The sequence below is a fragment of the Desulfitobacterium sp. genome, assembly GCF_982384815.1.
On sequence record NZ_CEVWNY010000140.1, the window covers coordinates 1 to 6,794 of the forward strand.

Annotated in this window: 8 protein-coding genes; 5 read left to right on the top strand and 3 right to left on the bottom strand. The window is 44.9% G+C overall.

Features of this window, described 5'->3' with window-relative positions:
* The first annotated feature begins 12 nt into the window (after positions 1-12).
* From AC1U9U_RS14745 to AC1U9U_RS14765, 5 genes are all read left to right on the top strand, one after another.
* A complete protein-coding gene (locus tag AC1U9U_RS14745; RefSeq protein WP_479961316.1) occupies positions 13-906 on the top strand; it encodes an ABC transporter permease in 894 nt (297 codons plus the stop codon).
* 14 nt (positions 907-920) lie between these two features.
* Entirely contained in the window at positions 921-1,895 is a 975-nt protein-coding gene (locus tag AC1U9U_RS14750) for an ABC transporter ATP-binding protein (RefSeq protein WP_479961310.1), read from the top strand.
* Between the two features lie 7 nt (positions 1,896-1,902).
* Complete coding sequence (locus AC1U9U_RS14755; protein ID WP_479961311.1) at positions 1,903-2,871, top strand: ABC transporter ATP-binding protein; 969 nt, start codon at positions 1,903-1,905, stop codon at positions 2,869-2,871.
* 203 nt (positions 2,872-3,074) lie between these two features.
* Positions 3,075-3,419: a (2Fe-2S)-binding protein gene (locus AC1U9U_RS14760; RefSeq protein WP_479961312.1), complete on the top strand. Its 345-nt coding sequence runs from the start codon at positions 3,075-3,077 to the stop codon at positions 3,417-3,419.
* A gap of 225 nt (positions 3,420-3,644) precedes the next feature.
* On the top strand, positions 3,645-4,004 hold the full coding sequence (locus tag AC1U9U_RS14765) for a hypothetical protein (RefSeq protein ID WP_479961317.1): 360 nt from the start codon (positions 3,645-3,647) through the stop codon (positions 4,002-4,004).
* A gap of 53 nt (positions 4,005-4,057) precedes the next feature.
* Here the strand turns inward: AC1U9U_RS14765 and AC1U9U_RS14770 are convergent, their stop codons facing one another.
* The 3 genes from AC1U9U_RS14770 to AC1U9U_RS14780 form a co-directional block, all read right to left on the bottom strand.
* Positions 4,058-4,792, bottom strand: a complete 735-nt coding sequence (locus AC1U9U_RS14770) for an RluA family pseudouridine synthase (protein WP_479961313.1) — start codon at positions 4,790-4,792, stop codon at positions 4,058-4,060.
* 178 nt (positions 4,793-4,970) lie between these two features.
* On the bottom strand, positions 4,971-5,792 hold the full coding sequence (locus AC1U9U_RS14775; RefSeq protein WP_479961314.1) for a methyl-accepting chemotaxis protein: 822 nt from the start codon (positions 5,790-5,792) through the stop codon (positions 4,971-4,973).
* A gap of 207 nt (positions 5,793-5,999) precedes the next feature.
* Positions 6,000-6,311: a YmaF family protein gene (locus AC1U9U_RS14780; protein WP_479961315.1), complete on the bottom strand. Its 312-nt coding sequence runs from the start codon at positions 6,309-6,311 to the stop codon at positions 6,000-6,002.
* Positions 6,312-6,794: the final 483 nt, after the last annotated feature.

Sequence of the window (6,794 nt, forward strand, 5' to 3'; positions counted from 1 at the left end):
GACAAGGAACAAATGCAGGCTGCTGAATACGTGGAAAAACCAGAATCGCAGCTTAAAGAAATGTGGGATACCCTTAAGCAAAATAAGGCCGCAGTGGTTGGCCTATGGATTATTGCTATTTTAGTGTTGATTGCTTTAGTAGTATGGGTGAGCGAGCTATTGGGTATCCGGGTTTTGCCTTATGATCCTAATTATTCAGATATGACAAAAAGCTTTATCCCGCCTAACTCCGAGCATTGGTTTGGCACAGATCAGTTGGGAAGAGACTTATTCAGCAGAGTCCTTGACGGTACGAAGATTTCTCTGTTTGTTGGGGTTGCTGCCGTCTCCATCTCTTTATCCATTGGTGTATTATTAGGTGCCATCGCCGGCTATCGCGGGGGAAGAACAGATACCATCATTATGCGGGTCATGGACATGATCTTGGCCATTCCTTCCATCTTATTAGCTATTGCTTTTATGGCGGCCATGGGGAAAGGCTTGGAAAAGGCGGTTATTGCCATCGGGCTGGTTTCCATTCCGGAGTATGCCCGTATTGTGCGGGGGAGCATCCTTTCCATTAAGGAAAGCGACTATGTTCAGGCTGCCAAGGTCATCGGCAACAAGGACGGCCGAATTATCTTCCGGCATATCCTGCCGAATATTATCTCTTTGATCGTGGTGCGGGCCACTTTGGGGATTTCCACGGCTGTACTGGATACGGCGGCCCTGGGCTTTTTAGGCTTGGGTGTGCAGCCGCCTTTTGCCGAGTGGGGGGATATGCTGGGTAGAGCCAGAGGCTTTATTTTTACTGCTCCCTATACCTTGATTTTCCCTGGTATTGCCATCACTATTACTGTTTTGGCCTTCAACTTGTTGGGCGACGGGCTTCGTGATGCCCTTGATCCGAAATCCAGAATAAAATAGGGGTAGTGAACACGATGTTATTGGAAGTGAAAAACTTAAAAACCGAATTTAAACTGAAGAAGGGTACGGTTCGCGCCGTCGATGACATCAGTTTTTCCATAAACAAAGGTGAAATTCTGGCCATTGTCGGCGAATCCGGCTCCGGTAAAAGCGTGACCTCCCTTTCCGTTATGGGCCTCTTACAAAAGCCCGGTCGGATTGCCGGGGGGGATATCCTTTTTGAAGAACGGAATTTAGCCAAGCTGAGTCAGAAGGAATTGCAAGAAATTCGCGGTAACAAGATCTCTATGATCTTTCAGGAGCCAATGACCTCTTTGAACCCGGTCTGGCGGATTAAGGATCAGATCATGGAAAGTCTGATGATCCATAAAAAGCTGAGCAAGAAAGAGGCCCTGACCAGAACCGTTGAGCTTTTGGATATGGTGGGCATACCCTCTGCCGCTGATCGGGCTAATGATTATCCGCACCAAATGAGTGGCGGTATGCGCCAGCGGGTCATGATTGCCATGGCCTTGGCCTGTGAGCCCCAGCTTTTGATTGCCGATGAACCGACTACGGCTTTGGATGTAACCATTCAAGCGCAGATTCTTGATCTCCTTTATCATATGCGGGAAAAGTTCAATATGGCGGTATTGCTGATCACTCACGATCTTGGCGTTGTTTCCGAAGCAGCGGATCGGGTTATCGTGATGTACTGCGGGAAGATTGTGGAAGAGGCCGATGTTAAGACCCTGTTCAAAAATCCTCTACATCCCTATACTGTCGGCTTGCTTAAATCCATCCCCCAAATCGATGATGACAGCAGCGATCGCTTATATATGATTGAGGGTATGGTTCCTAATCCTTTAAACATGCCGACCGGATGCTCCTTCTCCGATCGATGTGAACACTCCACCGAACGCTGCACCCGGGAAAAACCGGAGTTGATCGATAGGGACGGACACAAAGTACGCTGCTTCTTATATGAAAAGAACAAGGAAGGGGATTGAATGCACAATGGGTGAAGTATTGATGGAAGTTCAAAACCTTTCCAAGCATTTTCCTGTGGGAAAAAGTTTTTTCGGTAAAACGACCTCGGTCTTAAAGGCCGTGGACGATGTCTCTTTTACCATTCACAAGGGCGAGGCCTTTGGCTTGGTCGGTGAATCCGGCTGTGGCAAAACCACTCTCGGTAAAATAATTGTCAATCTCTACAATCCGACCAGCGGCAAAATGCTTTTCGAGGGCAAGGATCTCACCGCTTTGAAGGAAAACGAGCGGCGGTCTTACTGTAAGGACATTCAAATGATTTTTCAGGACCCTTACGCCTCCTTAAACCCGCGCATGACTGTTGGTGACATTATCGCCGAACCGATCCGCATCAATAACCTTCTTCCGGCCAATAAAATCGAAGAAAGGGTCACTTATCTGTTAAACTGTGTGGGCTTAGCTCAGCACCAACGGAATCGCTATCCCCATGAGTTTTCCGGGGGTCAGCGTCAGCGGGTAGGTATTGCCCGGGCCCTGGCTGTTGAACCCAAGCTGATCGTCTGCGATGAGCCGGTCTCGGCACTGGATGTCTCTATTCAAGCACAGGTTTTGAACCTTTTGGCCGATTTGAAGGATGAGTTTGGTCTTACCTATTTGTTCATCGCCCATGGACTCAATGTTGTTAAGCACATCAGCGACCGGGTAGGGGTAATGTATCTGGGTAAATTGGTAGAAATCGCTCCGAAGAAAGAGCTTTACGCAAATCCTCTGCACCCTTATACCCAGGCTCTCCTCTCGGCTATTCCCATAATCAACCCTGAGAAAAAGAAGCAGCGGATTATCCTGGAAGGAGATGTCCCCAGTCCTATTAACCCACCGGCCGGCTGCCGCTTCTGCTCCCGGTGCTTCAAAGAAATGCCTCAATGTAAGGAAGAGGCTCCGGTGCTTAAGGAAATCTCTCCCGGCCATTGGGTGTCCTGCCATATTTATGGGTAAGAAGTAAGGGACGGCGACCTTGAACACGGAATTGCTCCCTTATATTTGACAAAATTAAAAGACCTGGTCGCTCCTAAAAGGGCCAGGTTTTAAATACCCTGATCCATGGCAAATGAGATGGCTACAGACAGTCACTTGTTGACATAAGTCGAGGAAATACAACATAATATAATAATAACTTATGGAAAGAAGGAGATCTAAGCATGGCAGCTAATAGAATAATTTGCACTAAAAATGGTGTGGACTACATTTCCATCAGAAAGGCAATGACTGCCGGAGCAAGAACAAAAGAGGAGGTAGCGGAAATTGCCGGGGTTTGTACTGAGTGTGAAGGCTGTAAAGCGGAATTAGAAAATATTCTTACTTCCGTTTGTGGATGTAAGAAAGTTTCTTTGGAAACAGTAGTTAATGCCGTTAAAGCGGGTGCTGATACTGTAGAAAAGGTTAGTGAGATGACAGGAGCTGGTACCGGTGTCGATGAAGTTACCGGTGAAGAATGTGGAAAGTGTAAGGGTCTCATTCAAAATATCATCGACTTAGGAAGATAATTGTAAACGGTAAAATAAAGTTAATCTATGTCATTATAGCCGGGGAAGGAATATCTAAAGGGGAATAACTTTAGATACTCCTTTGTAGTTTTCTCTAGGGAGTAAGGTTTTTTCACTTATGCGTACATCTTTCAAAGCTGGAAAAATCATGATATACTAAGCATAGAAAATGAACAGATATTTCTTTGTTGGTGCAGCTGTGCGGGAGAAATGGAGGAAAATCGGATGTCGGATGAGGAATTTAGGTCTTTGGTATTGAAGGAATTCAGTGACATCAGACGGGACATGACACAAATGCAGCAAATGACGGCGGACTTAATTCGGATGGTTGGCAATAACAATGGGATGTTGGAAGAAATGCGGCAGGACATGGATGTGATGAAGCAGGACATGGTTGTGATGAAGCAAGACATAGATGTGATGAAGCAAGACATAGTTGTGATGAAGCAGGACATTACCGCAATTAAGCAGGAACAGAAAAGGATGAGCGATATTCAGGAGCAGCAGGGGAGAGTGTTGGAACTGTTGTCTTATCGTTCATTATCTCATGATGCGGATATCAGGGATTTGCGCAGGGTTAGATAGATAATAGCCGGCATCTTCTCGGCACCACCGGGGAGATGCCGTATTTTTTTGTTTTAACCCCTAATGTCGTGGTCAAAACCCCTGATGTCATGGTCAAAACCCCAGTCCGCTGCATTCCAAGGTTTGTGGTTGGCCGGAGTGCTGCGGAAATATATTCTCTCTTTAGTTATAGGGTGGAGACAAGAGATTTCGTAGGACCAAAGAGCAATCGGTTGCCCCGGTTTAATTGCTTTGATATTTTTACCATAACGCTGATCACCGTATAAAGGGTGGCCGAGTTCAGCAAATTGGACGCGGATTTGATGGGGTCTGCCGGTAATTAGGTTGATTTTGACGAGACAAAGGTTTGCTTGGTTGTAATTACCGACAACCTCATAATCAAGGATGGCCTCTTTAGCTCCTTGTACGCCCTTTTTAACTACCGAGACCATATTTGTCTTTTCATCCTTAAGGAGATAGTGAACAAGAGTGCTTTTTGCCCTGCGCGGTTGACCGTGAATTAAGGCTAAATAGGTGCGGATAAAATCCTTATTTCTGACCTGTTCGGAAAGCCTCGCAGCTGCTTTGGAAGTCTTGGCAAAAACCATGATCCCACCCACAGGCCTATCGAGCCGATGGACAAGTCCCAAGTAGACATTGCCCGGTTTATTAAAACGAAGCTTAAGATCCTGCTTCAGCAGGGTCAACATATCCCTATCTCCCGTGTGGTCCTTTTGAGATAAGATATTAGGTGGTTTATCAACTACCAGTAAATGATTGTCTTCATAGATAATTGGTATCGCTGTCAACTCGCCAACTCCTTAAAAACCATTTACCTTTGTTTAATTTATTGTATATATATACTTCGCTTCAATCCTGAGATCCCACTGCAAAATAACAGGGCACGGCTTAATTGAAGCCCGATACCCTGTTAATTAAACATTATCTAATCGGTATTGATGTAAGCAATAGGGTTATGAAAGTGGGCTAGCTCTTACGACCGGTATTCACTAATCCTTCCGCCATTGTGCTGATCTGGTTGAGAGCACCGGTCAAATCGACGACACCTTCCGCCTGGGATTCGCTGACTTTAGCTAATTGGCTGATTGAATCAATAAGTACCTGAACAGATGAATGTAACTTATTAAGATTGGCTTCGATATTTGCTGCGGAGGAATTTGTGTTTTCGGCCAATTTTCTAACTTCTTGCGCGACGACCCCGAAACCACGCCCGTATTCACCCGCTCGCGCTGCTTCAATTGAAGCATTAATCCCTAAAATCTTGCTTTGGGCGGTAATCATTTTGATTTGAGTGACGATGTCTTCAATAAATCCTAAACTGCTTTTTACATCGTCCGTAGAAAACGTCATGTTTTTAGATGTAGCGGCAAGTTCTTCGCTCATGGCGGATAAATTTTCGGAAGAGGCACTCATTTGCTCTACCGCAGCAAGTATTTCTTCGCCGGAGGTAACCAGAGTATCGTATCGCTCGGTCGAAATGTCAACGGTCATGACTCCGACGACCTGACCGTCATCAATGATGGGATTACAAATTGCAACATAACCGATGCCGAATATTGAATCATTTTTACTAACATAAGCTTCGATACGCTGTTTCGTGACTAAGGATTTATAGGTCATACTTTCCTTATATTTCTCGAGTGAATCTCCTTCCTTAATCTTAAGGTTCAGATTAGGGTGATTACAAGCAACGATAAATTTCTCAGTATCGGTTACAAACACAGATACATCTTGGTCATACCATTTTCCTAATTCAGGTGCTAGAGATACTGCTGCATCTAACTTCATTCAAGTTCAACTCCTCAAAACCGTTCATTTGTATTACTTATTAGTTATAATTATACAACAGCTTATTCGGAATTAGTAGAATATTCGTACATTAAATGAATATTTTACTTTTTAAACCGGGATTAATTTAGAGGGTGATACAAAAAAACAGGGCTCCGGTAAATACAATTTGCTCCGGAGTACCCTGTTTTTTAGTGGAAGTATCTCTTAGGAGTTGGGTGCCGGCATATCCGGACCTGTTATATGGTGGCAATGTCCGGCCTCATAAGATGTATAGAAGTCCCAATTATGCACATGGTAGCCACCGGCTACTTGCAGAGCAGGGCCGGAGACGGATTTGTAATAATGAGTATGACCGTGTTCATACATGACCCAACTCTCGGAATTATGAACATGGCTCCCATCGGCAGTAGGTATGGCCGGTCCGGTAACGTCTAAACATTGATGAGAATGTCCATTATCACAGGAAGTGTGGGTAGAACTACCGTGGTTATGGCTTAGGAATCCTTGATTCGTCATCTATATGCCTCCCTTCAAGGTATTATATTATTCTCAAAACCAAAGGGGACCATTTTGACTGTTATGAACTAGGCAGGCAGACATAAAGATTGGCATACGGAATAAAGCTGGTGGACCTTGCCAAACTGCTTATCGAATGTGAGCGGGCATTTCGTTTCTATCACACGGATCCCTTGGTAATGACTTTTAAAGTAAACATCAAATAAGAAAGGGAGAATCGCACCTAAGTTATTGCGAGCTCCCTTGTTCGTTTTACATTATTAATTTAGTTTGCTTCTAAACGGTCAAGCCTTTCTGAAAATTGCTTGTTAAGATTGAGTTGTTCGTCACGGAAATCAAATAAAGCGGTAATCTTTTTATCACTGAACTAATCCGCCCTAAGACCCCCGCCTCTATAGGCGGCGGGTGCCAAAGGGCGGTTAAGTCCAGTATGGACTCGACTAACCTTCAGCGGGGGTTGAATCCCCCTCTGAAGGAAGTCTC

Coding starts and splice junctions, on each gene's coding strand:
- AC1U9U_RS14745 (WP_479961316.1), top strand. CDS start 13: ATGCAGGCTGCTGAATACGTGGAAAAACCAGAATCGCAGCTTAAAGAA.
- AC1U9U_RS14780 (WP_479961315.1), bottom strand. CDS start 6,311: ATGACGAATCAAGGATTCCTAAGCCATAACCACGGTAGTTCTACCCAC.
- AC1U9U_RS14755 (WP_479961311.1), top strand. CDS start 1,903: ATGGGTGAAGTATTGATGGAAGTTCAAAACCTTTCCAAGCATTTTCCT.
- AC1U9U_RS14750 (WP_479961310.1), top strand. CDS start 921: ATGTTATTGGAAGTGAAAAACTTAAAAACCGAATTTAAACTGAAGAAG.
- AC1U9U_RS14775 (WP_479961314.1), bottom strand. CDS start 5,792: ATGAAGTTAGATGCAGCAGTATCTCTAGCACCTGAATTAGGAAAATGG.
- AC1U9U_RS14760 (WP_479961312.1), top strand. CDS start 3,075: ATGGCAGCTAATAGAATAATTTGCACTAAAAATGGTGTGGACTACATT.
- AC1U9U_RS14765 (WP_479961317.1), top strand. CDS start 3,645: ATGTCGGATGAGGAATTTAGGTCTTTGGTATTGAAGGAATTCAGTGAC.